The 24,365-nt window shown below is 64.5% G+C and carries 15 protein-coding genes, 1 tRNA gene and 3 rRNA genes; 14 read left to right on the top strand and 5 right to left on the bottom strand.

Annotated elements, in window-relative coordinates:
• Positions 1-19: 19 nt before the first annotated feature.
• Positions 20-1,162 carry a DNA polymerase III subunit delta' gene (locus KXZ72_RS07395; protein WP_226079751.1) on the top strand — a complete coding sequence of 381 codons (1,143 nt, stop codon included), beginning with the start codon at positions 20-22 and terminating at the stop codon, positions 1,160-1,162.
• A gap of 12 nt (positions 1,163-1,174) precedes the next feature.
• The gene (locus tag KXZ72_RS07390; protein WP_226079749.1) at positions 1,175-2,734 is read left to right on the top strand and encodes an alpha/beta hydrolase; all 1,560 of its coding nucleotides are present in this window, start codon (positions 1,175-1,177) and stop codon (positions 2,732-2,734) included.
• Here the strand turns inward: KXZ72_RS07390 and KXZ72_RS07385 are convergent.
• A complete protein-coding gene (locus KXZ72_RS07385) occupies positions 2,731-3,555 on the bottom strand; it encodes an ADP-dependent NAD(P)H-hydrate dehydratase (protein ID WP_226079747.1) in 825 nt (274 codons plus the stop codon). The genes KXZ72_RS07390 and KXZ72_RS07385 overlap by 4 nt on opposite strands.
• Positions 3,556-3,678: 123 nt before the next feature.
• Between KXZ72_RS07385 and KXZ72_RS07380 the strand changes: the two genes are divergently transcribed.
• Both KXZ72_RS07380 and KXZ72_RS07375 read left to right on the top strand, forming a co-directional pair.
• Complete coding sequence (locus KXZ72_RS07380) at positions 3,679-4,644, top strand: NAD(P)/FAD-dependent oxidoreductase (protein WP_226079745.1); 966 nt, start codon at positions 3,679-3,681, stop codon at positions 4,642-4,644.
• 96 nt (positions 4,645-4,740) lie between these two features.
• Positions 4,741-7,017: a cutinase family protein gene (locus tag KXZ72_RS07375; protein ID WP_226079743.1), complete on the top strand. Its 2,277-nt coding sequence runs from the start codon at positions 4,741-4,743 to the stop codon at positions 7,015-7,017.
• Here the strand turns inward: KXZ72_RS07375 and KXZ72_RS07370 are convergent.
• Positions 7,014-7,781 carry a CPBP family intramembrane glutamic endopeptidase gene (locus KXZ72_RS07370; protein WP_226079741.1) on the bottom strand — a complete coding sequence of 256 codons (768 nt, stop codon included), beginning with the start codon at positions 7,779-7,781 and terminating at the stop codon, positions 7,014-7,016. The two genes, KXZ72_RS07375 and KXZ72_RS07370, sit on opposite strands and share 4 nt — an antisense overlap.
• 135 nt (positions 7,782-7,916) lie before the next feature.
• On the opposite strand from KXZ72_RS07370, the gene KXZ72_RS07365 reads away from it, so the two are divergent.
• Positions 7,917-8,432: a hypothetical protein gene (locus KXZ72_RS07365; RefSeq protein WP_226079739.1), complete on the top strand. Its 516-nt coding sequence runs from the start codon at positions 7,917-7,919 to the stop codon at positions 8,430-8,432.
• Here KXZ72_RS07365 and KXZ72_RS07360 read toward each other — a convergent pair.
• Positions 8,429-10,285, bottom strand: a complete 1,857-nt coding sequence (locus KXZ72_RS07360; RefSeq protein ID WP_226079738.1) for a glycerophosphoryl diester phosphodiesterase membrane domain-containing protein — start codon at positions 10,283-10,285, stop codon at positions 8,429-8,431. The genes KXZ72_RS07365 and KXZ72_RS07360 overlap by 4 nt on opposite strands.
• A 110-nt stretch (positions 10,286-10,395) precedes the next feature.
• Here KXZ72_RS07360 and KXZ72_RS07355 point away from each other — a divergent pair, with 110 nt between their 5' ends.
• Positions 10,396-10,908, top strand: a complete 513-nt coding sequence (locus KXZ72_RS07355) for a mycothiol transferase (protein ID WP_226079736.1) — start codon at positions 10,396-10,398, stop codon at positions 10,906-10,908.
• 4 nt (positions 10,909-10,912) lie between these two features.
• Here the strand turns inward: KXZ72_RS07355 and KXZ72_RS07350 are convergent, their stop codons facing one another.
• On the bottom strand, positions 10,913-11,272 hold the full coding sequence (locus KXZ72_RS07350; RefSeq protein ID WP_226079728.1) for a nuclear transport factor 2 family protein: 360 nt from the start codon (positions 11,270-11,272) through the stop codon (positions 10,913-10,915).
• A 121-nt stretch (positions 11,273-11,393) separates the two neighbouring features.
• Here KXZ72_RS07350 and KXZ72_RS07345 point away from each other — a divergent pair, with 121 nt between their 5' ends.
• Positions 11,394-12,224, top strand: a complete 831-nt coding sequence (locus KXZ72_RS07345) for a MerR family transcriptional regulator (protein ID WP_226079726.1) — start codon at positions 11,394-11,396, stop codon at positions 12,222-12,224.
• A 43-nt stretch (positions 12,225-12,267) separates the two neighbouring features.
• Here the strand turns inward: KXZ72_RS07345 and KXZ72_RS07340 are convergent.
• A tRNA-Thr gene (locus tag KXZ72_RS07340) sits at positions 12,268-12,343 on the bottom strand.
• A gap of 118 nt (positions 12,344-12,461) precedes the next feature.
• Here KXZ72_RS07340 and dacB point away from each other — a divergent pair.
• The 7 genes from dacB to KXZ72_RS07305 all read left to right on the top strand — a co-directional run bounded on the left by dacB (position 12,462) and on the right by KXZ72_RS07305 (position 24,364).
• Entirely contained in the window at positions 12,462-13,901 is a 1,440-nt protein-coding gene (gene dacB, locus KXZ72_RS07335; RefSeq protein ID WP_226079724.1) for a D-alanyl-D-alanine carboxypeptidase/D-alanyl-D-alanine endopeptidase, read from the top strand.
• 69 nt (positions 13,902-13,970) lie between these two features.
• Positions 13,971-14,582 (top strand): isochorismatase family protein, encoded by a 612-nt coding sequence (locus KXZ72_RS07330; RefSeq protein WP_226079722.1) that lies wholly within the window; start codon positions 13,971-13,973, stop codon positions 14,580-14,582.
• 254 nt (positions 14,583-14,836) lie between these two features.
• A complete protein-coding gene (locus KXZ72_RS07325) occupies positions 14,837-17,005 on the top strand; it encodes an MMPL family transporter (protein WP_226083470.1) in 2,169 nt (722 codons plus the stop codon).
• A 707-nt stretch (positions 17,006-17,712) separates the two neighbouring features.
• A 16S ribosomal RNA gene (locus KXZ72_RS07320) occupies positions 17,713-19,232 on the top strand.
• A gap of 415 nt (positions 19,233-19,647) precedes the next feature.
• Positions 19,648-22,769: ribosomal RNA gene (locus KXZ72_RS07315) — 23S ribosomal RNA — on the top strand.
• A gap of 154 nt (positions 22,770-22,923) precedes the next feature.
• Positions 22,924-23,040, top strand: a 5S ribosomal RNA gene (rrf, locus tag KXZ72_RS07310).
• The 16S, 23S and 5S rRNA genes sit together here, the layout of an rRNA operon.
• A gap of 334 nt (positions 23,041-23,374) precedes the next feature.
• The gene (locus tag KXZ72_RS07305; protein ID WP_226079720.1) at positions 23,375-24,364 is read left to right on the top strand and encodes a substrate-binding domain-containing protein; all 990 of its coding nucleotides are present in this window, start codon (positions 23,375-23,377) and stop codon (positions 24,362-24,364) included.
• Position 24,365 lies beyond the last annotated feature (1 nt).

The raw sequence follows: 24,365 nt of genomic DNA, 5'->3' as shown, positions 1-24,365 counted from the left end.
TCCCGGTAGGCTGGAGGCTATGTCGGTGTGGGAGGAAATAATCGGTCAGCCCGATGCGGTTGCGCTCCTGCGCGCCGCCGCCGCGGGAGGCACCGCCGAACGCGCCGGGTCGATGACACACGCCTGGCTGATCACCGGGCCCCCCGGGTCCGGCCGTTCCAATCTGGCCTATGCCTTTGCCGCCGCCCTGCTGAGCGATTCGGTGGATGGCGATGCCGATACCCGCGCCCAGGTCGCCGCGCGCAGCCACCCCGATCTCACGGCCCTGGTCACCTCCGCGATGACGATTAAGATCGACGATGTGCGCGAGACCGTGCGCCGCTCCTATTACGCGCCCTCGGTGTCCAGATACCGCGTGGTTGTGGTGGAGGATGCCGACCGCATGGCCGAGCGCACCTCAAATACGCTGCTGAAGGCCCTCGAGGAGCCCCCCGCCGAGACGGTGTGGATCCTGTGTGCCCCGAGCGAAACCGATCTGCTACCCACCATCCGCTCGCGCGTGCGCTCGGTGCGCCTGCGCACCCCCTCGGTAGCCGATGTGGCCGATCTACTTAATACCCGCGATGGCATCGACCCGGCCACGGCCGAACAGGCTGCCCGGCTTGCGCAGAGCCATATCGGCATGGCCCGCCGCCTCGCCACCGATAGCCAGGCGCGCGAACGCCGCGAGGAGACCCTGCGCGCGGCCCTCGGCGTGCACGATGTATCCGCGGCCGTGCTCATGGCCGCGCGCCTCGTGGAGATCGCGGGTGACGATGCCAAGGCCTATACCGGTGCCCGCGATGAGGCCGAACGCGAGCGCGTCCTGCGTTCGCTGGGTGTGGACCCCGGGGGCACTATCCCACCGGCGCTGCGCGCGCAGCTGCGCGATCTGGAAGCCGATCAGAAGCGCCGTGCCAAGCGCGGGGTGATCGACGGCGTCGACCGCATCCTCACCGATCTGCTCTCGCTCTACCGCGATATTTTGATGACCCAGCTGGGCCGCACCGATGACACCATCAACGTGGAACTCCTCGATGGGATCCGCGCGGCCGCCGCCGAGGGCACCCCCGAGCTCACCCTGCACACCATGGATGCCATCCACGGTGCCCGCCGCCGCGTGGAGGGAAACGTCGCACCGACGCTCGCCCTCGAAGCCATGCTGATCAGCGCCATACGATAACGAGGTTCCAGATTGTCCGCTTCCCTCCGCCGCCCGCGCCTCCTGCTCGGGGCCCTCGCCCTGACCGCCACGCTGGCCCTCACGCTCAGCGGCTGCGTTACCGCCTTCCTGCCCGAGCCCGGCCGCTCGGCCACGGCCCCGCTGAACGAAAACGTGGCCGAAAACCTGAAGCCGTTTTATGGTCAGGACGTGGAGTGGAAAAAATGTAATTCCGGTATGGAGTGTGCCACGATCACCTCCCCGATGGACTGGGCCAATCCCGAGCGCGATACGCTCACGCTGGATCTCATCCGCACCCACGCCGATTCCGGGTCCGCGCGCCTCGGCTCGCTGCTGGTGAACCCCGGTGGGCCGGGGGCCTCGGGCTATGATTTTGTGGCCGATTCGGTCACCTTCGCCACCGATGATCGCCTCCGCAAGAGCTATGACATCGTGGGTTTTGATCCCCGCGGTGTGGGCCGCTCCACCCCCGTGAAGTGTCTGGACGACGCTGCGATGGATAACTACCTTTACGGCGCCGGGTCCACGGCCGAGCGCGGCTCCGCCGAGTGGATCGCGGAGGCCGCGGCCGAGGCCTCGAGCTTTGGCGCTGCCTGCCTGAAGCAGACCGGGCCGGCGTTGGAGTTCATCAACACGGTGAACTCGGCCCGCGATATGGACCTGATTCGCTCGCTCGTGGGCGATCCCAAGCTGAACTTCCTCGGTTATTCCTATGGCACGTTCCTCGGCGCCACCTATGCCGAGCTCTATCCGCAGAACGTCGGGCGGCTTGTGCTGGACGGCGCCATCGACCCCTCGGTCAGCAACGCCGAGGTATCCAAGATTCAGGCCGTGGGTTTTGAAAATGCCCTGCGCGCCTATCTGGAGGACTGCCTGACCGGTACGCGCTGCCCGTTCACCGGCAGCGTGGACGAGGCCATGACCACCGTGACCTCCCTGCTGGATTCCACCGCCGCGAGCCCCCTGCGGGTGAGCGATGGGCGCATCCTCGACGCCAATACCCTGATGACCGCGATCATCTTCCCGCTGTATTCGGCGGAGAGCTGGCCCGCTCTCTCGCAGATGTTTGCCTCGGTGCTGGGCGGAGACCCGGGCATCGCGATGCAGTTCGCCGATCAGTACAACGGCCGCGATTCCTCGGGCCGCTATACCGAAAACTCCACCGAGGCGTTTACCGCCTATAACTGCCGCGACTATACCTATAACGCCGATCCGGAGAGCATGGCGGCCGAGGCCCGCGCCATCGAGGAGGCCGCGCCGGTCCTGGGTAAATACATGACCTATGGCGATATTGGCTGCGCCAATTGGCCGTTCCCGGACGGTGCCGAGCGCACCAAGATTCACGCCGCGGGTGCCCCCGATATCCTCGTTTTGGGCACCACCAACGATCCGGCCACGCCCTATGAGTGGGCGGTATCCCTCGCCGATCAGCTGGAATCCGGCCACCTGGTGACCTATCAGGGCGAGGGGCACACGGCCTATAACAAGGGCAGTGCCTGCATTAACAACACCGTGGACGACTTCCTGATCAATGGCACGGTTCCCGAGCGCGATCCGCAGTGCCGCCTCTAATCGGGCAGTAGCCCCGCCACCACGGGGGAGACCGCGGCCGCGAGATCGAGGGCCACTACCGGGCCCGCGAGGCTTTCGGCCGCGAGGGCGTGCAGGAGCGAGGCGGTGGCGGCGAGCGCCCCCAGCCTGCGCGGCGTGGGTGCGGGGCCCGCACCCGCCACGAGCGCACCGAGGATTCCGGCGAGGACGTCGCCGGTTCCCGCGCTGGCGAGCCATGGGCTCGCGATCGGTAGCCGGATCGGGGTGCGTCCCGGGGTGAGCACGGTGCTGCGCGCCCCTTTGAGCAGGATCGTGGCCGCGAGTCGTTCGGAGAGCACCGTGCCCCAGCGCACGGGATCGGCGGCTATCTGTGTGGCATCGGCCTCGCCGTCCAGGAGCCGGGCGGCCTCGCCGGCGTGCGGGGTGAGGATCAGCGCTGCCCCCGGAAGCTCCCGTGCCAGTTCCAGGGCGCCGGCGTCGAGGATCAGCGGGATGCCCTCCGCGGCGGCCGCGGCGACGCGGGCGCGCACGAGGGGGGTCATATCCGCGGGTGTCATGCCGGAACCCACCAGCAGCGCCTGCACGCGGCCATCGGCGGGTACGGCCTCGGGGCGGCGCGCGAGCACGTATTCGCGCGCCGCGGCGGGCCCCAGATAGCGCACCATTCCGAGCCCGGTGCGCAGGGCGGCCTCGACGCCGAGTACCGCTGCGCCCGGGAAGTTTTCGGAGCCGGTGAGGATGCCCAGCACCCCGCGCGAGTATTTATCGTCGGAGGCGCGGGGTATGCGCAGATGGGCGGCGGCATCGGCGCGGGTCCAGGGGCGGGGTGAGGGTCCGGTCATGGCTCCAGGGTACGCCCGCGGGGATCGCCGCGGCGGGTCCCTGCCAGTGCAGGCCCATACGCGCCTCTTGCCAAAACGGCAAGGATTCTTGCCATAGCGGGATGGTGGCCGCATCCTGGACCCATGACTAATGACTATGACGCAGTAATTATCGGGGGCGGCGCGGCGGGACTGAGTGCGGCGCTGATGCTCACCCGCGCCGGGCGGCGCACCGCGATTGTGGACGAGGGCCTGCCCCGCAACCGCTTTGCCCGGGAAATGCACGCGGTGCTGGGCCACGACGGGAAAAACCCGCTGGACGTGGTGGCCGCCGGGCGGCGCGATGTGGAGGGCTTTGGCGGCGAGTTCCTCCGCGGGACCGTGGATACGGCCCGACGCCATAACGGCGGCTTTGAGCTCACGCTGGGGGATGGCTCCGCGCTGCACGCGCGCCGAATCGTGGTGGCCTCGGGCCTGGTGGATCGGCTCCCCGAGATCCCCGGATTTGCCGAACAGTGGGGCACGGGAATCGCCTCCTGCCCGTATTGCCACGGCTATGAGGTGGCCGGGCGGCGCATCGCGGTACTCGCCCACGGACCCCAGGCCGTGCACTATGCCACGCTGGTGCGGCAGTGGAGCGAGAACCTGGTGTTCCTCAGCAACGGCGGCGACCTGCCCGGGGCCGAGGAGGGCGAGCTGCTTGCCGCGCGCGGAATCCGCGCGTATTCGGAGCCGATCGAGCGCATGATCTCCGCGGAGGGCACCCTGACCGGCATCGAACTTGCCGGCGGCACCGTGCTCCCGGTGGACGCCCTGTTCACCCATGTGCGGCTTGAACCCAATGACGCGGTGCTGCTGGCCCTCGGGGCCACCCGCGCCGCGACCCCGCACGGAGATTTTGTGCCCGTGGACGGATTTGGTGCCACCGCCATTGCCGGGGTCTGGGCCGTGGGCAATGTGGTGACCCCCGCGGCCAATGTGCCGATGTCGATGGGAGCGGGGGCCACCGCGGGCGCCGCCGCCAATATGAGCCTGGTGCAGGAAGATAACGACAACGCGCTGCGGCGGGCGCGGGCGGCTACCGATTCCGGCGCGGAATTGCGTAGTTAATACCGATTCCCCCGGGGCGAGTGGGCACCTAGCCTGGGCATAGGCTGCCGTTTTTCCGTCGGGAATTTGGGGCACTCTTCCCAGGGGAGGGAAATCATGACTCGTCCGAAAAAACGAACGCTGTGGATCGCGGGTATCGCGGTGGCGGCGGTGGCCGCGGTCGGGGCGGGTTTCCTGCTCGCCGGCGGCCCCAATAACGCGGGGCGCTTTGCCCAGGAAATCCCCGAGGGCTGCGCCCCCGTGATTGCCCTCGCGTTTCGCGGCAGCGGCGAGGCCAACCTCGAGCCCACGGTGCGGGAAAATATCGGGGCCCCGTATCGCTACGGGAATAGCGAGCTGGTGACCAACGGCTGGGAGGGGGTCACGCTGCGTGGCCTCCTCGCCGAGCTCGCCGATACCACGTATCGCGGATTCCGCGCCGATGCGATCCCGGTGATCCCGGTGGGGCCGGCGGGCGAGGACGAGCCCTTTGGTTATGACGCGGTGGATGCGATCAGCGAGGCCAGCTCGCTGGAATCCGCGCTCACGCTGGACGGTTCCCGGCTGCTGCACTCGGCCCAGCGGGGTGCGGAGGCGGCCACCCATATTATGCAGGAGTATCTGGGCTCGGCCGCGGGCTGCCCGGTGCTGCCGAGCTTTGTACTGATCGGCTATTCGCAGGGTGCGATGGCCGCGCGCCATACCGCGGAGCTTAACCCCGCAAGCGTGATCGGGGTGGTGAATATCGGCGACCCGTATCAGCGGCCCGATGGCACCGGGGTGCGCGCGGGCGGCGCCGGGGGCACCGGGATTGTGCGCTGGAAGGCCGATGAGTCCCAGCGCGAGCGCCTGGACGCCTATTATTCGGTGTCCGGGGAGCGCACGTCGATCTGCCACGAGGGCGATCCGATCTGCGAGTTTTCTCCCGTGTTGGGCCTGTGGAAGCTGGCCACCGGAACCTATGGCGACCATATGGATTATTATTCCGCGAGCTATCCGGAGGAGGCCCCGACGGATGCGCAGCTGATCGCGCGCCTCGCGCAGGAGCGCCAGCGGGTTGCACTCGCTGCCCTCGAGGCGGGCGAGAGCGTCTCCGCGGACCTCGCCCGCTCGCTTGGACCCGATGCCGTGACCCTGCGCACGGTCTCGCTCGCATTTGCCGGCACCCCCAGCCTGGTCTCGGCGCTGGGTGATGGGCCGCGGGATCCCGCGCTCAGCTATGAGTTTGATCTGGATGGCGATGGCCGGTTTGAGACGCCCTCCGCCTCGGGCCTGGCCTGGGTGGATCCCGGGGTGGGGAGCCACCCGCTCGCGGTGCGCGTGAGCGATACCCGCAGCGGGGAGGTTACCGAGGCGGGCTCCCGGATCGAGGTGGCCCCGCGCGAGGATGCCCTGGTCGCGGCGAAGCCCGGGCTGGATATCTCCGCCCCCGGGAGCGTCGCCCGCGGACAGAATCTCCCGGTAACCGTATCGGGTGGTGTGCCCAGCGAGGCGGCGCTGCTGCCGCTCGGGGGCGCGGAGGGGGACGTCGTGGCGCTGCCGCTGGGCGCGGCATGGTCGGGAACCGTGCCGATTCCCGAGTCCGTGCAGCCCGGTAATTATCGGCTGGTGCTGGGCGCCGAGGATCTGTCCTGGGGGCAGAGCGCCCTCGCGGTACTCGCCGAGCCGGAGGATCCCGCCCCCGCGGTGCCGCCGGCCGCCGTGGCCCCCGCGCCGCGCCCCGCGGTATTGCCGCGCCCCGGTCCGCCGCCGGCATCGCCCTCCGCGGTGCTGCCCACCGGGGTGGCCCCGGCTCCGGCCGCGCCGCCGGTTCCCACCCCGGGACCCTCGCCGACCCCGCAGCCGGGGGTCCCGGCCGCGAGCCCCGAAATTTGGGTGCGTGATTCCCCCGTGAGCGCCGGGGGCACCCTCACCGTGGGCGGCACCGGGTTTATCCCGGGGAGCATAATCGTTTTGGATGCCCCGGGTCTGGGCCCGCTTGCGACGCTGAGCGCCGATGCCGATGCCGCGGGCGCCTTCACCGCCGTGCTGGGCATTCCGGCGGGGGCCGCCCCCGGCGAATATCGGATCGTGGTGCGCGAGACGGCGGTGGGTGCCGCATTTATCGTGAGCGCCCGCCCCCGGGTGAGCCTGCTGGGCTCACCTGTCCCGCGCGGAGGCACGCTCGAGGCGCGCGGCACGGGTTTCCTCCCGGGCGAGAGCGTGCTGCTCATGGCGGAGGGACTCGGGGTGGAGACCCGCGTGGAGGCGGGCCCGGACGGGGGCTGGTCCTTCCCCATCGCGATTCCCGAGTGGGCCGAGGCGGGCGATTATGTCCTGATCGTCCGGGGCGATGATTATGCCCAAAACCACGGTTTCCTCGTGAGCGAGGGGGAGTGGGCGCCGGTGAATTAGCGCGTGGGGTTCCCCTCGCGGGCCCCGCGAATCACAAAGGGCACCGCGATCAGCCCGAGGATTCCGGCGACCAGATACAGCGTGGCCACCACCCCGACCAGGGGCGAGGGCGTTCCGTGGGACGCCGCAAACGTGGCCACGTCCCAGAGCCCGTGCAGCAGCATGGCCCAGAGCAGGGTGCCGGTTATGCGCCGCAGGATATAAAACAGTGTGCCGCCGAGGAAGGCAAATCCCACCTGGGAGAGCGTGGGCAGGACGTCCTGCCCGCTGAAGGCATTAATGAGATGCATCAGGGCAAACGCGAGGGTGCTGAACGCCCAGACCCAGACCTCCCCGAGCCGGCTGCGCAGCGCCACGAGCAGCAGTCCCCGCGTGGTCAGCTCCTCGGTGAACCCCACCAGCAGGAGCACCAGGAGCGCGCCGATAAACGCGGCGTCCAGCGCGGCCCAGTCGGTGCCCATGAGGTTCAGCACCGCGAGCACCGCCATCAGGGCGGGGGCGATGATCGGCCAGCGGGCCGCGCTGCGCCGGCGTTCGAGGAGCGCGGGCCGCCACCAGCCCAGCGCGGTTGTGGTGGCGGCGAGCAGGATCGTGCCCACGATCAGCGAGATTCCGGCGCCGCGAAAGAGCGTCTCCCCGCTGCTGCCGAGCTCCGGATAGGGGATATTGGTGATCCGGCCCACGGCCAGGATCACGGCGATATAGCCCAGCCAGATGGCGAGGCCAATCCAGACCCGCGGGCGAACCCTCAGCGCTCTATTCATGACTCATCCTGACACGGAGGGGGAGTATTCGCCTTGGGATTTATGTCGCCGAATATCAGCCGGATCGGCACATCCCGGGTGCGTTATCGGCCAGCAGGCTGGCCACACACGGCCGGCCGGGCGCATCATGGTGAGATGAGTACCTCCCCCCACCTGCCCACCCGTTCGCTGACCCGCCGCCTCGGTATGGCGCTCGGAATCATGTTGATCGGGGGCCTGCTCGCGAGCTGCGCCACCCGCCCCGAGGCCGAGGCGGCAAGCCCCACCCCCGTGGCCTCAAGCACCGCCGCCCCCGAGGAGAGCGCGGAGCCCGCGCCCGAGATCACGCCGGATACCGTGCCCGCGGAGGGCACCGCGACCGTGCGCTATTCGGTCACCGGTTCCTCCAGCTATGCCCTGATCCGCGATGTGATGGTCACCGAGGGTGACGGTTCCGATCGCGATGTGGTGCGCCAGGCGCTGCCCTATGAGTCCGAGACCGTGCTCACCGCCGATCAGCTGGATCGTTTTTATAAGCTGGTGCTTTTTGCCAAGAATATCGATGGTCAGTCGGGAGATATTTCCTGCACGATCACCGTGAATGGCGAGGTGCGCGCGCAGCAGTCACAGAGCGGCTATCGCCCGGTGACCTGCCTCGTGGTGCACGACTAAAACACAAATACGCGTTGCAGGGCGTCCGCGAGGCGCTCAAGCATTCCGCTCTCGGATCCCATCTCGGAGCGTGCATCCAGGGCGGTATCGGGCCGATCGGTGATGATCCCCGATACCCCCTCGCGCAGATAGGTGCGCTGGGCCGCGGGATCGTTCACGGTCCACACCATAAAGCCCAGGCCCGCCCGCTCCGCGGCCTCGCGCATCGCGGTGGTCGCGGTCCACTGCTCCACCACAATAAAATCGGCGCGGGTCTGGGGCACCCCGCCGCCGGCCACGGGCATAATATAGCCCACCGTGAGATCGGGCCGCAGCGTCTTCAGCCGGGTCACGCTCGCGGCATCCAGCGAGTGATAAATATTATTTTCCAGGGCCCCGAGCTCCTCCAGCTTGGCTACCAGCCGTTCCACATGATCGGGCCCCTCGGCCCCGCTGAATTTAATCTCGATCAGGAGCGGCATCCCCAGTTCCGCGGCGCGGGTCACATAGGTTTCCAGCGAGGGGATCGTATCGCTATGGCCGAGGCCATCGTGCACCGTGATCGCCTCCAATTCGGCGAGCGTGAGATCACGCACGGCGAGATCCTGCCCGGCCAGGCGCGATAGCGTCACATCGTGCATCACCACAAACTCGCCATCGCGGGTTTGCATCACGTCCATCTCCACCAGATCGGCCCCGGCCGCCGCGGCGGCCTCCAAACCGCCGAGGGTATTCTCCACGCCGCCCTCGGTGAATCCACGGTGGGCGAGTATCAGCGTCTCGGGCTGGTCCGAGAGTCGCTGCATCGTATCGATCCCGCCCACGCCCAGCACACCGGCCACCACGAGCAGCGCCACCGCGACCAGTTCCGCGGGGCGGCGCGAACGCTCGCGCGGTGCGCGCGGCTCGTCGAGGCCCGCGATCGGGCGCAGGATGATCCGTTCGGGCAGCTCCGCGCGCGAGCGATCCACGGCGCAGAGCAGGATTCCCGCGATGGCCGCGGTGACCATTCCGGTGAGGACTAGCGCCGCGGTCTGGGCCAGGCCCAGGCTCAGCGCGGCGAGCACGGGGGAGGCCGCGGGGAAGAGCCAATCGCTCAGCGCCACGGGGGTCAGCGCGAGCAGGAGAATGCCCAGCGTGAGCACTCCCGCCGCGAGGGTCACGGTGGATACCGCGATGATGAGCGAGAATCCGCGGCGCCCGCGCGTGAGCCGCCAGCTCAGCCGGGCGGCGCGGCCGCCGGTGGCCGCGCTCAGCGCAAAGAGCGGCAGGATCAGGGCGAAGCGGATACACAGCACCATCAGCAGGAGGAGGAGCACGAGCAGGCCCAGCACGCCCGGGGTGCTTTTGGCCAGCTCCCCGGAGATGAACTCCGGAATCTCGATGCGCTGAATAAACGCGGACGTAAAACCAAATCCGGTGAGCGGCAGCACGATAAAGAGATAGCCGATCAGCGGCAGCGAGGAGGGGCGCAGCAGCTTATGGGCCACCCTGCCCACCTCGGCGGAGATCTCCCGCACGGTATGCGGTGCGCCATCGGCGACGCGGCTGAGCACCACCATCAGCAGCGTATATTGCACCGCGAGCAGGATGAAGGCGAGCAGCACCAGCAGCAGGATCAGGCCCACCGTGAGGGGGAAGCCCCCCGTGAGCCGCAGCGTACCGAGGTCCAGCGCTGTCATTCCGGTGGAGCGCAGCGCCTGACGGAACAGCCAGCGCAGCACGGGGAAGACCAGGAGCAGGACCACCAGCTGTGTGCCCAGAATGATACCCAGCATGCCCGCGCCGCCCGAGCGCAACAGGTGCAGCGAGCCGCGCAGGAGCATTCCGGCGCCGCGCCAGGCCCCGTCCGGGTGGGTATGCGTGCGGGGCATGCGTTCTCGTCTCTGTCCGGGAAGTGCGCTGATATCGAATGTACCAACTGCACCGTGCGGGCGACGCCCGAACCCCTCCGAATATCGGGGGTGGGGTTTATCCTGGCGCTATGAACGCGATTGAGATTCTCACCGACCTGGCCGCCCGCCCGCTCGAGACCGCGCGGGCCCTGCGCCCCGCACTCACCGCCGAGCGGCTTAATGCCCATCCGCATCACGATAATTCCATCGCCTGGCTGCTGTGGCATACAGGCCGGGAAATCGATATCCAGGTGGCCCCGCTCGCGGGTGCCACACAGGTCTGGCTCGCGCAGGATTTTGCCACCCGCTTTGGGCTGGGCCTTGGCCCGGAGGATATCGGCTACGGCCATACCCCGGAGCAGGCGCGGGCCATCGTGGTGAATGATGCGGACCTGCTGGTGGAATATATTGCCGCCACCATCGCCTCGCTCACCGCGTATATCGGCACGCTCTCCGAGGCCGACCTGGGCGCGATCATCGACGAATCCTGGGATCCGCCGGTCACGCTCGGGGCCCGCCTCGTCAGCATCTGTGCCGATGCGCTGGCCCATGTGGAGCAGGCCGCGTATATCGCGGGCATGGGGGCGGCGGCCTTCGAATAGCCGGTTAGTATTCGCTCTCGCGCAGGAGCGCTGTGTACTGGGCGCTGATTTTGCCGTTGATCACCGAGAAATAATGGGTGAGGATCACCGGATCGGGCAGTCCCGTGCGATCAAAATCGCCCTCGGTAGTGGCCCGAATAATGGTCACGCCGGGGGCGTTCACCACCTCGGTCACCCGATAGGTCACGTGGTCTCCCACGATCTCCCGCGCCAAAAATCCGCGGATCGCCCCGGTGCCGATAATCTCGCGCGAGTCATCCAGGATCAGGGCGTCCTCGGCAAAGGTGGCCAGGAGTGCCTCCAGGTCGTGGGCGTTGGTGGCGCGAATATTCTCGGCCAGCACGGGGCTGAGTGTCTGGGTCATGGTTTTCTCCATTCTTCGGGAATCTCCCGCTGATTCCAGGCTGCGCCCCTCCGCGGGGTCGAATACAACCCCGGCGCGGGGGGGGGGAACTCTCCCTCGGGGGAGGGCGCAGAATGGAGACATGGCTACGCTCAGCATCGGCGATTTTTCCCGCGCGACCCACCTGGGGGTGCGGGCGCTGCGCAATTATCATCGGCTGGGCCTGCTGATTCCCTCGGCCGTGGACGAGCGCACGGGATATCGACGCTATGGGGTGGAGCAGCTGCGGGAGGCGCTGCTGATTAAGCGCTTTCGCGATCTGGATCTGCCGCTGGAGGATATCCGTCGGATCGTGGGCACGGCGGATCTGGAAAAACGCTCCGCCCTCCTGGAGCAGCATCTTGCCCGGCTGCGCGCCGATCTGGAACGCGTGGCCCGCGCCACCGACTCGATTTTTGCGCTGCTAAGCCCGGCCGCCGATTCCCGGATCACCCTGCGCACCGCGCCGGAGCTGAGTGGAATGTCCATCACCGCGCAGCTCGACTCCGCCACGGCCTCGGCCTGGTTTCAGGGTGCCACCGCGGAGCTGGTATCCACCGTGCGCGCCCTGGGTATCGGTAGTGGTGGGCCGGTGATTGGGCTCTACGATACGAGGGTTTTTACCGCGGGCCGGGGCCGGGCCGTGCTCGCGCTGGAGAGTGCGTCGCCGCGGCCCGCGGTGGGCCGGGTCGAGGCCATCCGCGTTCCCGAGGTGGAGCTCTGTACCACGATTCATCGCGGTAGCCACTATGCGGTGGATGAGGCCTATGCCCGGCTCGCGGCGCATGTGGCCGAGCACGAGATCGCGGTTCCGGGGCCGCTGCGCGAAACCTATCTGACCGGCCCGGCGGATACCCCGGAGCCGGAGGCCTGGGTCACCGAGATCGGCTGGCCGGTGTTCCGCACCCGGCAGGATCCCGGCCATCCCGGCTAAATAAAACATCGGCCCCTCCGGAAAACCGGAGGGGCCGATGTGCTGGAGCCGCCTGCGAGAATCGAACTCGCGACCTTTTCATTACGAGTGAAACGCTCTACCGACTGAGCTAAGGCGGCGTGAATCAGGCCGAAAATTTCCGGCTATGAGGCACAAGAAAAAATCTTAGCGTGTTCGTGGCGATTTCAAAAATGCGCCGCCCGGGTGGCGCGAGAAAAGGCCCGATAGTATTCAGGTATGGATCAATTGCGCCCCGAGGATTCCCGTCCCGCCCCCGAAAACACGGGTCCCGGATGGGTCTCCCGGCACCGCGGGCTGCTGACGGGTGTTCTGGCCGGGGTGCTGGCGCTCGGCGTGTTGACCGCGGGCGCGATCACCGGTTCCGCGACCGCCGGACCCGCGGCCCCCGCCGCGCCCGCGCCCGAGCCCAGCGCCGAACCCATCATCGCCGAGCGCACGGTGCCCGGGTCCCCGATCCCCGCGTTTGCCCGCACCTGCTCGATCGAGTCGCTCACGCAGGATCCGCGGCTGGGTACCTTCCAGGCGCAGGTCTATAACGCCACCACCGGCGAGGTGCTTTTTGAGCGCGATCCCGATGTTCCCGCCGCCACCGCGAGCTCGATGAAGATCCTCACGGCCGCCGCCGCGCTGAGCGTGCTGGGCCCCGATTATCGCGCGAGCACCCGGGTGGTCACCGGGGATAGCCCGGGCACCATCGTCCTGGTCGGCGGGGGAGACCTCACGCTCACCCGGCTGCCCACGGGGCAGGAGCCCGTATATACCGGCGCCGCCCACCTGGATGATCTGGCCGCGAAGGTCCGCGCCGCGCGCAGTGCCGCGGGAATCACCGCCCCGGTCACCCGAATCATTTTGGACAGCGGCTATTTCTCGGGCCCCACCTGGGACGCGAGCTGGCCCGCGACCGAGCGCCGCGATGGCTGGCTCTCGCATATCACCGCCCTCCAGGTGGATGCCGACCGCAACGATCCCAAGGTATTCCTCTCGCCGCGCGGAGAGGACCCGATCGGTCGCGCCGGCTCGGCCTTCGCCTCCTATTTCCCGGGTGCCTCGGTGCAGCAGGGTTCCGCGCCCGCCGCGGCCACCGAGCTGGCGAGCGTGAGCTCCGCGCCGCTCTCGGCCCTGATCCCGCTCATGCTGATCCCCTCGGATAATACGCTGGCCGAGATGCTGGGACGCCAGGTGGCGATTGCCCTCGGCGAGGGCAATACGCTGGCCTCCCTGCGCACGGCCTTCCCCAAGGCCCTCGCCGGTTATGGCCTGGATACCTCCGCGCTCACGGTGATTGATGCCTCGGGGATGAGCCCCGGCAATGCCGTGGCCCCCTCCTATCTTGCGAGCCTCTATCTGCAGATCAACCAGCGCGCGCAAAACCTCGGGTTTATCCGCGATGGTCTCGCGGTGGCCGGGCAGAGCGGCACGCTGGGCTATTCCAACCGTTTCACGGGCCCCAATGCGGTGGCGCGCGGACATATCACCGGCAAAACCGGATCGATCACGCAGGCCTATACCCTCGGCGGAGTGATCGATGCCGCGGACGGGAGCACCCTGGTCTTTATGATCTATGCCACCGGACGGGTCTCCGCCTCGGCCCGGCAGGGTATCGATACGGTGGCCACCGGGATGTATCGTTGCGGCAACTCGCTCGCGAATAATTAGCGACCCGCACGCCGCGGCGACTAGGCTGAGGGGCATTATCGGGCCGGAATGACGCGGAAGGACTGTCCCATGTCACGTGCACTATTGGTCGTTGATATTCAAAATGACTTCACCGAGGGCGGCGCGCTCGCCGTGGCCGGTGGCGCCGAGGTGGCGCGCCGGGTGAGTGCCTATCTGGCGGAGCACCGCGCGGAATATGCGCTGGTCCTGGCCTCCCGCGACTGGCATAACGCCGAGGGCGATAACGGCGGACATTTTGCCGCGCCCGGCGAGGCCCCCAATTTCACCACCACGTGGCCCGTGCACTGCGTGGCCGGAACCGAAGGCGCCGAGTTTCATCCCGCGCTGATCCTCGCCCCGGGCGATGGCTATGTCTATAAGGGCAGCGGAATCCCCGCCTATTCGCTGTTTGAGGGTGTGCCGGGAGATGCCGCGGGCCCGCTGGCCGCGGAGCCCGCGCTTCCGATCGCCGAGTATCTGCGCGAGGCAGGCATCACCGGCGTGGACGTGGTGGGAATCGCCACGGATCACTGTGTCCGGGCCACCGCCCTGGACGCCCGCGCGGCGGGCCTGGAGGTGCGAGTCCTCAGCGATCTGATCGCGGGGGTGGCCCCCGAGCCGAGCCGTCACGCGCTGTCCGAGCTGCGGGCCGCGGGCGTCCTGATCGAGGCCACGGCGTGAGCGAAAAATTGGGAAAACACGCCTCGGATAAGCCCGTGGACGCGGTGGATCCCACGCGCGAACCCGGCCGGTCCACGCCCACCCACGCGATTCCGATCATCACCGCTGAGCAGATCGCCGCGGCCCGCGCCGACTCGGCCGCGGCACCGGGCCCCGCCACGCCCGCCGTCGCGACGACCCCGGCCCCCACGGATCCGCCCGCGCCGCCGAGCCCTCCCGCCCCCGCGCGTGCCCCGGGTCGGGCCCCGCGCTGGCTGCGCATCTTCCTTCCCGCGGTGCTCATCATCATCTGGTTTGCCGGGGGCGCCATCGGCGGCCCGTATTTTGGCAAGGTCTCCGAGGTCTCCACCAACGATCAGACCAGCTATCTGCCCGCGAGCGCCGACGCCACCGTGGTCAGTAAGGCCCTGTCCGGTTTCAGCGAGGGCGATACCATCCCCGCCGTCATCCTGTTCCAGCGCGATTCCGGGCTCACCCCCGATGACCGTTCCCTGATTGCCGAGCGGGCGGAATCCCTCGCCTCGGTATCCGGGGTGGCCGGGGGCGCATCCCCGCCCGTGATCTCCGAGGACGGCCAGGCCGCCACGATCTTTGTGCCCCTGGAATCGGGTGCGGCCGCGGATACCGTGACCGAGCTGCGAGCGGATATCGCCGCGGATCTTCCCTCCGGCCTGGAATCGTTTATCACCGGACCGGCGGGCTTCACCACCGATCTCAGCGGAGCCTTTAAGGGCATCGATGGCCTGCTATTGCTGGTGGCGCTCTCCGCGGTCTTCCTGATCCTCGTGATCGTATACCGCTCGCCGCTGCTGCCCCTGCTGGTGCTCGCCGCCTCGATGTTTGCGCTGTGTACAGCGCTGCTCTCCGTGTGGTGGCTGGCCAAGGCCGATATCCTGCTGCTGAACGGGCAGGTTCAGGGAATCCTGTTTATTCTTGTGATCGGTGCCGCCACCGATTATTCGCTGCTTTATGTCTCGCGTTATCGGGAGGCGCTGCGCGATCATCCGCTGCGTTGGGATGCCACGTGGGCGGCGTTGCGCGGAAGCCTCGAGCCGATCCTCGCCTCCGGCGGTACCGTGATCGCGGGCCTGCTGTGCCTGCTCTTTAGCGATCTGAACTCCAATAAGGCCCTGGGCCCGGTGGCCGCGATCGGCATCGCGTTCTCGGTGCTCTCGGCCCTGACCTTCCTCCCGGCGCTGCTGCTGGCCTGCGGCCGGGTCTCGTTCTGGCCGCGCAAGACCGCCTTTGGGAGCGCCCACCCGGTCCTGGTCGGTCAGCATGCCACCGGCTGGTGGCCGCGGCTGGGCCGCACGATTGCCCGCCGCCCGCGCCTGATCTGGATCGGGTGCACCGTGGTTTTGCTTGCTGCCTGCCTCGGCGTTCCGCAGCTGAACGCGAGCGGCGTCGCCCAGAGCGCGCTGGTGCTGACCGATTCGCCGGCGCGCGATGGACAGCACGCCCTCGCGGAGCACTTCCCCGGGGGCTCGGGAAGTCCGGTGCAGATTCTCACCCCGGAATCCCGCGCGGCCGAGGTCATTACCGCGCTCTCCGAGACCGATGGCCTGGATGGCGTTCAGGTGCTCTCCGCGGATTCCCCCTCGGGAACGGCCCTCGCGAGTGTGGCCAATGGCGCGGCGGTCTTTACCGTGCCGGGAAACCCGGCGGCCCCGGTATCGGCCGCGCCCACCGTATCGGAGGGCAATATCCTGCTTCAGGCCACGCTGGATGCCGAACCCGATTCGGAGCGGGCCGATGCGCTGGTGCGTGAGCTGCGCGGCAGCCTGGATTCGGCGGGGGATCGTGTATTTATCGGCGGGGCCACGGCCACGGCGATCGATAGCAACGATGCCGCGACCCACGATCGCAATACGATCATCCCGATCGTATTGGTGGTGATCCTGCTGATCCTGATGCTCCTCCTGCGCTCGATCATCGCGCCGCTGATCCTCATCCTCACCGTGCTGCTGTCCTTTGGTACCGCGCTGGGCGTGTCCGCCTGGGTCTTTAACGGGGTCTTTAACTTCCCCGGTGCCGATCCGGCCGTGCCGCTCTATGGGTTTGTTTTCCTCGTGGCGCTGGGAATCGATTACAACATCTTCCTGATGACGCGGGTGCGTGAGGAATCCCTCGTGCACGGCACCCGGCAGGGAATCCTGCGCGGGCTCTCCGTGACGGGCGGGGTGATCACCTCGGCGGGTGTGGTGCTGGCCGCCACCTTTGCCGCGCTCGGTGTGATCCCGATCCTATTCCTCGCGCAGATCGCTTTTATCGTGGCGTTTGGTGTGCTGCTGGATACCCTCGTGGTGCGTTCGCTCCTGGTGCCGGCGCTGGCCTATGACATCGGTCCGAAGATCTGGTGGCCCTCGAAGCTGGCGCGCGGGCGCGAGCCGCGGTCCCTCGGCGAGATCGAGGATCAGCGCTAGCCGACAGGTCCCACACGCGGCCGTCCCGTCGATATCCCCCTCGGGGGATCTCCGGCGGGGCGGCCGTTCTTGGTATCCGACACTCCCGGCTTTTCGTGGGAGTAGGCCCGTTGTACCCAAATCCGGGCCGCGCCGCGTGAGCCGCGCATGCGCTCCCGCGCGATGCGCGCCGGGCAACTTCCGCGGAATTCCGCGGTTTTATCCGATCGACACGCGCGGGTATCGGCGCCATTTGCCGAGGTGGTGGATCGCACGTATAGTTTTACCTATCACCCCAAAGGTGCGGCCAAGCGGAATGCGGGTCGGCCTCAAGCGGGGATCATCCCCACCAAATATTCTGAACTTGTTTCGGTTGTGTTTGTGTGGCAGGATGGGAATCCTTCACTTCGGATGCCCCACTCAAAGCCTTCTAGGTTTTGGAAGCGAGTTCGTGGTGGATGGTGATGTATATCGTGACCCCTAGGAGAAGCACCCGTTTGTGGTGTGGAAATGGGGAGTATCCGATCCTTGAGAACTCAACAGCGTGCACAATGTCAAATGCCAAAAACCTCGGCCACTTTTTAGTGGTGGAGATTCCTTTGGAAAACATTTAAACAACAAAGCAAGTCAGTAATGATTTGTTCTGTCAGTTTCAAACTCGCAGTTCTCGTCCTATTCCGGGCGGGTTCGGCATAAAATGTCCCGGCTTTTAGTCGTGGAGATAAACATTTACGGAGAGTTTGATCCTGGCTCAGGACGAACGCTGGCGGCGTGCTTAACACATGCAAGTCGAACGATGAAGCCCAGCTTGCTGGGTGGATTAGTGGCGAACGGGTGAGTAACACGTGAGTAACCTGCCCTCCACTCTGGGATAAGCGCTGGAAACGGCGTCTAATACCGGATATGAACTTCCACCGCATGGTGGGGGTTGGAAAGAATTTCGGTGGGGGATGGACTCGCGGCCTATCAGCTTGTTGGTGAGGTAATGGCTCACCAAGGCGACGACGGGTAGCCGGCCTGAGAGGGTGACCGGCCACACTGGGACTGAGACACGGCCCAGACTCCTACGGGAGGCAGCAGTGGGGAATATTGCACAATGGGCGAAAGCCTGATGCAGCAACGCCGCGTGAGGGACGACGGCCTTCGGGTTGTAAACCTCTTTTAGCAGGGAAGAAGCGAAAGTGACGGTACCTGCAGAAAAAGCACCGGCTAACTACGTGCCAGCAGCCGCGGTAATACGTAGGGTGCAAGCGTTGTCCGGAATTATTGGGCGTAAAGAGCTCGTAGGCGGTTTGTCGCGTCTGCTGTGAAAACCCGAGGCTCAACCTCGGGCCTGCAGTGGGTACGGGCAGACTAGAGTGCGGTAGGGGAGATTGGAATTCCTGGTGTAGCGGTGGAATGCGCAGATATCAGGAGGAACACCGATGGCGAAGGCAGATCTCTGGGCCGTAACTGACGCTGAGGAGCGAAAGGGTGGGGAGCAAACAGGCTTAGATACCCTGGTAGTCCACCCCGTAAACGTTGGGAACTAGATGTGGGGACCATTCCACGGTCTCCGTGTCGCAGCTAACGCATTAAGTTCCCCGCCTGGGGAGTACGGCCGCAAGGCTAAAACTCAAAGGAATTGACGGGGGCCCGCACAAGCGGCGGAGCATGCGGATTAATTCGATGCAACGCGAAGAACCTTACCAAGGCTTGACATATACCGGAAACGGCTAGAGATAGTCGCCCCGCAAGGTCGGTATACAGGTGGTGCATGGTTGTCGTCAGCTCGTGTCGTGAGATGTTGGGTTAAGTCCCGCAACGAGCGCAACCCTCGTTCTATGTTGCCAGCACGTTATGGTGGGAACTCATGGGATACTGCCGGGGTCAACTCGGAGGAAGGTGGGGACGACGTCAAATCATCATGCCCCTTATGTCTTGGGCTTCACGCATGCTACAATGGCCAGTACAATGGGCTGCGATACCGCAAGGTGGAGCGAATCCCAAAAAGCTGGTCCCAGTTCGGATTGAGGTCTGCAACTCGACCTCATGAAGTCGGAGTCGCTAGTAATCGCAGATCAGCAACGCTGCGGTGAATACGTTCCCGGGCCTTGTACACACCGCCCGTCAAGTCATGAAAGTCGGTAACACCCGACGCCGGTGGCCTAACCCGTAAGGGAGGGAGCCGTCTAAGGTGGGATTGGTAATTAGGACTAAGTCGTAACAAGGTAGCCGTACCGGAAGGTGCGGCTGGATCACCTCCTTTCTAAGGAGCAACTGGCACTTTATGTGTCCAGGCCCCAGATCAGAACGACTGTTTCTGCTGGGAGCTCATGGGTGGAACATTGACATTGCTGTGCATGAAGTTTTGTGTGGTTAGTACGTCTTCTTTGAGGATGGGAACGCTGTATGGGATGGAGTGTGCAGGTGCACGTTGTTGGGTCCTGAGGGACCGGGCCGAAATTTTGTTTCGGACGGCCTTCTGGGCTAAAGCTGAGGGACATTTTTTGTCGTGATGTTTTAGTACCGCCCGTACTTTGAGAACTACACAGTGGACGCGAGCATCTTAAAATTCAAAGCCTTTATGGTTTTGTTTTGATAATAAGATGATCTATTTATAGATCATTGGTCAATTTCTAAGAGATTTCTTTTAGGTTTGATCGATTTTTATACTCATGTGATTTCAAATTTTTAAGAGCAAACGGTGGATGCCTTGGCATCTGGAGCCGAAGAAGGACGTAGTAATCTGCGATAAGCCTCGGGGAGCTGATAAACAAGCTGTGAGCCGAGGATTTCCGAATGGGGAAACCCCGCTGCGCGTGGCAACATGACGTAGTGACTCCCGCCTGAATATATAGGGCGGGTAGAGGGAACGTGGGGAAGTGAAACATCTCAGTACCCACAGGAAGAGAAAACAATAGTGATTCCGTCAGTAGTGGCGAGCGAACGCGGATCAGGCTAAACCGAGCATGTGTGATATCCGGCAGGAGTTGCATGTTCGGGGTTGTGGGACTTTCCAGGATCATCTGCCGATGGTCGAACATTAGAGAGCGTTATAGACGAATGGTCTTGAAAGGCCAGCCAGAGACGGTGCCAGCCCGGTAGTTGAAATGACGTAATCGTGTGGAGAGTATCCCAAGTAGCACGGGGCCCGAGAAATCCCGTGTGAATCTGTCAGGACCACCTGATAAGCCTAAATACTCCCAGATGACCGATAGCGGACAAGTACCGTGAGGGAAAGGTGAAAAGTACCCCGGGAGGGGAGTGAAATAGTACCTGAAACCGTTTGCTTACAAACCGTCGGAGCCTCCTTGTTGGGGTGACGGCGTGCCTTTTGAAGAATGAGCCTGCGAGTTAGTGATATGTGGCGAGGTTAACCCGTGAGGGGAAGCCGTAGCGAAAGCGAGTCTGAATAGGGCGATTCAGTCGCATGTCCTAGACCCGAAGCGAAGTGATCTATCCATGGCCAGGTTGAAGCGTGTGTAAGAGCACGTGGAGGACCGAACCCACTTAGGTTGAAAACTGAGGGGATGAGCTGTGGATAGGGGTGAAAGGCCAATCAAACTTCGTGATAGCTGGTTCTCTCCGAAATGCATTTAGGTGCAGCGTTGCGTGTTTCTTGCCGGAGGTAGAGCTACTGGATGGCCGATGGGCCCTACAAGGTTACTGACGTCAGCCAAACTCCGAATGCCGGTAAGTGAGAGCGCAGCAGTGAGACAGTGGGGGATAAGCTTCATTGTCGAGAGGGAAACAACCCAGACCACCATCTAAGGTCCCTAAGCGCGTGCTAAGTGGGAAAGGATGTGGAGTTGCAGAGACAACCAGGAGGTTGGCTTAGAAGCAGCCACCCTTGAAAGAGTGCGTAATAGCTCACTGGTCAAGTGATTCCGCGCCGACAATTTAACGGGGCTCAAGCACGCCACCGAAGTTGTGGCATTAATATTTTTGGTAGGCCTTCGTGGTCCAGCCGTATTGATGGGTAGGAGAGCGTCGTGTGGCCAGCGAAGCGGCGGTGTAAACCAGCCGTGGAGGCTACACGAGTGAGAATGCAGGCATGAGTAGCGAAAGACGGGTGAGAAACCCGTCCTCCGAAAGACCAAGGTTTCCAGGGCCAGGCTAATCCGCCCTGGGTAAGTCGGGACCTAAGGCGAGGCCGACAGGCGTAGTCGATGGACAACGGGTTGATATTCCCGTACCGGCGAAGAACCGCCCAAGCTAATCCAGTACTGCTAAGTGTTTCGAAACCATGATGACCGAGCCCTTCGGGGTGGAGCTTTATGGCAACGCACACGACCCGATCTGGTGCGGTTAGCGTATTAACAGGTGTGACGCAGGAAGGTAGTCGGTCCTAGGCGATGGTTGTCCTAGGCCAAGATTGTAGGCCGGGAGATAGGCAAATCCGTCTCCCATATAGGCTGAGAATTGAAGGGGAACCCGTAAGGGTATGATCCGATGATCCTATGCTGCCAAGAAAAGCATCGACGCGAGGTTCTAGCTGCCCGTACCCCAAACCAACTCAGGTGGTCAGGTAGAGAATACTAAGGAGATCGAGATAATCACGGTTAAGGAACTCGGCAAAATGCCCCCGTAACTTCGGGATAAGGGGGGCCTAGCATGTCAATGGATTTACTCCAGGTAGCGTGTTTGGGCCGCAGAGACCAGTGGGAAGCGACTGTTTACTAAAAACACAGGTCCGTGCTAAGTCGCAAGACGATGTATACGGACTGACGCCTGCCCGGTGCTGGAAGGTTAAGAGGAACGGTTAGCCGTAAGGCGAAGCTGAGAATTTAAGCCCCAGTAAACGGCGGTGGTAACTATAACCATCCTAAGGTAGCGAAATTCCTTGTCGGGTAAGTTCCGACCTGCACGAATGGCGTAACGACTTCCCAGCTGTCTCAACCGTGAACTCGGCGAAATTGCATTACGAGTAAAGATGCTCGTTACGCGCAGCAGGACGGAAAGACCCCGTGACCTTTACTACAGCTTGGTATTGGTGTTCGGTGTGGCTTGTGTAGGATAGGTGGGAGACGTTGAAGCATGCACGCTAGTGTGTGTGGAGTCGAAAGTTGAAATACCACTCTGGTCATATTGGATATCTAACTTCGAACCGTGATCCGGTTCAGGGACAGTGCCTGGTGGGTAGTTTAACTGGGGCGGTTGCCTCCTAAAAAGTAACGGAGGCGCCCAAAGGTTCCCTCAATCTGGTTGGCAATCAGATGGCGAGTGTAAGTGCACAAGGGAGCTTGACTGTGAGACTGACAAGTCGAGCAGGGACGAAAGTCGGGACTAGTGATCCGGCAGTGGCTTGTGGAAGCGCTGTCGCTCAACGGATAAAAGGTACCTCGGGGATAACAGGCTGATCTTGCCCAAGAGTCCATATCGACGGCATGGTTTGGCACCTCGATGTCGGCTCGTCGCATCCTGGGGCTGGAGTAGGTCCCAAGGGTTGGGCTGTTCGCCCATTAAAGCGGTACGCGAGCTGGGTTTAGAACGTCGTGAGACAGTTCGGTCCCTATCCGCTGCGCGCGCAGGAAATTTGAGAGGATCTGACCCTAGTACGAGAGGACCGGGTTGGACGAACCTCTGGTGTGTCAGTTGTTCCGCCAGGAGCACCGCTGATTAGCTACGTTCGGGATGGATAACCGCTGAAAGCATCTAAGCGGGAAGCCGGCCTCGAGATGAGATTTCCATCCCTTAGGGGGAGAGGCTCCCAGTAGACTACTGGGTTGATAGGCCGGATGTGGAAGCGAGGACTACAGACTCGTGAAGCTGACCGGTACTAATAAGCCGATAATTTGATAATCATTACTCAGACACAGTTTTTAAAGGTTGGTGTCTGGGGTCCAGAGTGATGTTTGCGTCCACTGAGTGGTTCTCGATGTACGGTCGAGAACCAAACAACAAGCCACTTTTGTGTGGTGTGTTGTTTGATTCGTGATTGATATGTCTATGTTTGTTTCGGCGGCCATAGCGAGAGGGAAACGCCCGGTTACATTCCGAACCCGGAAGCTAAGACTCTTTGCGCCGATGGTACTGCAGGGGGGACCCTGTGGGAGAGTAGGACACCGCCGGACTTATTTTCGTGAAGAGGCCACCCGTGAGGGTGGCCTTTTCCATTTAACACACACACACCACAAGGGGGTGTGTGGTGGCCTCCCGCGGGAGGCCTTTCGTGTTTAACATGCACACCGGTTGGGTGCGGGTGGCCTCCTGGGGGAGGCCTTTCCTGTTTAACCCGCGAAGCCCCTCATCTGCCGGGGGAGCGCCGGATGCACCGCGGAAATGCGCGGGCACCGGTAGTATCGAGGGAGCATCCGCGCCAGCGCGGACTGGCCGTCGGCGCGAGAAATTTCCCCCACCCATCGCGCGGCGACTCGGACCTCTCGGGTGGAAAGAATAGTGATTATTGTGGCCCCTCGTTCCTGGACCAAGCTTGCCCTCTCCGCCGCCGTGGGCGGCGGCCTGATGCTGGGCCTCGCCGCATGTGGCGGCCCCGCCGGGGTGGGCGCCGGAAACACCGCACAGCCCGCCGAAAGCGCGCCGCTGAAGATCGCGATGATCACCCACTCGGGCGCCGGCGATACCTTCTGGGATATCGTCCGCAAGGGCGCCGAGGCGGCAGCCGCCAAGGACAACGCCGAGCTCCTGTATTCGGCCGATCCCGACGGCGGACGCCAGGCACAGCTTGTGGACCAGGCCGTGGACCAGAAGGTGGACGGTATCATCGTGACCCTCGCCAAGCCCGAGGCCCTCTCGGCCTCGGTACAGGCGGCCGTGGCGGCCGGTATCCCCGTGGTGAGCATCAACTCGGGTGAGGATGTCTGGGAGGACATGGGCGTCCTGGCCCACTTCGGACAGAACGAAACCATTGCCGGCGAGGCCGCCGGTACCCGGCTGAACGAGCTCGGCGCCAAGAAGGCCGTATGTGTGGTGCACGAGCAGGGCAATGTGGGGCACGAGGCCCGCTGCGCCGGTATGGCCTCGGCCTTCACCGGCAGCACCGAACAGCTCTATGTGAACGGCGTGGACATGCCCAACGTGGCCTCCACGATCACCTCCAAGCTCCAGACCAGCCCCGATATCGATTATGTGGTGACGCTCGGCGCACCCTTTGCCCTGGCCGCCGCGGATTCCATCGCCGATGCGGGTAGCGGTGCGCACCTCGCCACCTTTGACCTGAGCGCCGATGCCGTCTCCGCGCTGAGCGATGACCGCATCTCCTTCATCGTGGACCAGCAGCCCTATCTGCAGGGCTATTCGGCACTGGATAACCTGTGGCTCTATAACACCAATGGCAACGTGCTCGGCGGCGGAAAGACCGTGCTGACGGGACCGCAGATCATCACCAAGGACAACGCCGAGTCCGTGGCCCGCTACGCCGCAAACGGTACCCGCTAGA

It is taken from the genome of Mycetocola spongiae, from assembly GCF_020424085.1.
Lineage (GTDB): Bacteria > Actinomycetota > Actinomycetes > Actinomycetales > Microbacteriaceae > Mycetocola > Mycetocola spongiae.
This window is presented reverse-complemented; position numbering and strand designations above follow the sequence as displayed.